We start from the raw sequence: 1,098 nt of genomic DNA, 5'->3' as shown, positions 1-1,098 counted from the left end.
TCTAACAGGCTGCTGAAAAAGGCTCATATATTTTCCCTTACCCGCCCCCTAAGAGACTTTTCGGTTGATTCTAAATTTATAGCTCCCGTAGAAGCGTGTTTTTCCGGGGATTTCCCGTTTTTCTGCCTTTTGGGCGGATTGATGGCGTGTTACGCCAATAATCGCCTCATCCTGACCAGGTTGTACGCCGCGGCCGTAAACAGAAATAGCTGGTTCACCAACGATTGTCCGCGATGCTTCAATTTACGCATCAAACCGATGTCTTTCATCCAGCCGAAACACTCTTCGATTTGCTTGCGCTTCCTGATGCTAATCTCGTAACCCGCATGGCGGGTGGTACGCCCATCAATCGCTGTATGTTTTTTCTGTGCCATATGCGGCGTTACTTTGCGTTTGCGACAGTCCGCCACAAAGGCTTGGGTGTCGTAGTTCTTGTCGGCACCCAAGGTGCGTCTGCCGGCGCTTTGCTCCGCATCCAGCATCACTAAAGCCACTTCCCGCTCCGCCGTTCCCGTTGCCTGACTTACGCTGGCCTGTACGATCAGACCGTTGCGATTCTCCGTACTGCTCGCCGTGAAAGTTTACTTCCTTGTTTCGTCCCTGATCTCCAGGCTTTTGCTCGTCGGACTTCGCGCCTTCGCCGGACTCCGCACCCTTGCGCATGAAACTCTTGATTGATGCCGCCGCGTCCAGCAACGTGCTATCAGCCGTAAAGTGTTCTTTCGACAACAGCTCGCCTGCGCTGGCCTGCACCTTGATCTGCTCGAAAAATGTTTCGGCAACTTCATGCGTCAGCAGCCGGTCACGGTTATGACAAAACACGGTCGCAATCCCATACCGCCTCGTCCAATTTCAAACCAACAAACCAGAGCGAAACAGCAGGTTAAAGTCGATCTGCTCCAGCAACTGTCGTTCCGAACGTGCCGTGTACAATATTTGTAGCGTCTGCGCGCGAAGCAGTCGTTCCGGTGCAATTGAGGGGCGCCCTGTATCCGAGTACATCTCTGAAAATAGCTCGTCCATCCCAACAAGGGAAACATCCACCATCTTGCGAATCGCTCGCAGCGGATGCCTCCTTGGAACACGCTCTTCAAGTTG

The 1,098-nt window shown here is 52.9% G+C and carries 1 pseudogene; it reads right to left on the bottom strand.

Features of this window, described 5'->3' with window-relative positions:
* Window positions 1-149 precede the first annotated feature (149 nt).
* A pseudogene (locus tag Q8M88_RS09610) lies at window positions 150-1,098 on the bottom strand (IS5 family transposase); the annotation flags it as partial.

The sequence above is a fragment of the Phenylobacterium sp. genome, assembly GCF_030693805.1.
GTDB lineage: Bacteria > Pseudomonadota > Alphaproteobacteria > Caulobacterales > Caulobacteraceae > Phenylobacterium.
This window is presented reverse-complemented; position numbering and strand designations above follow the sequence as displayed.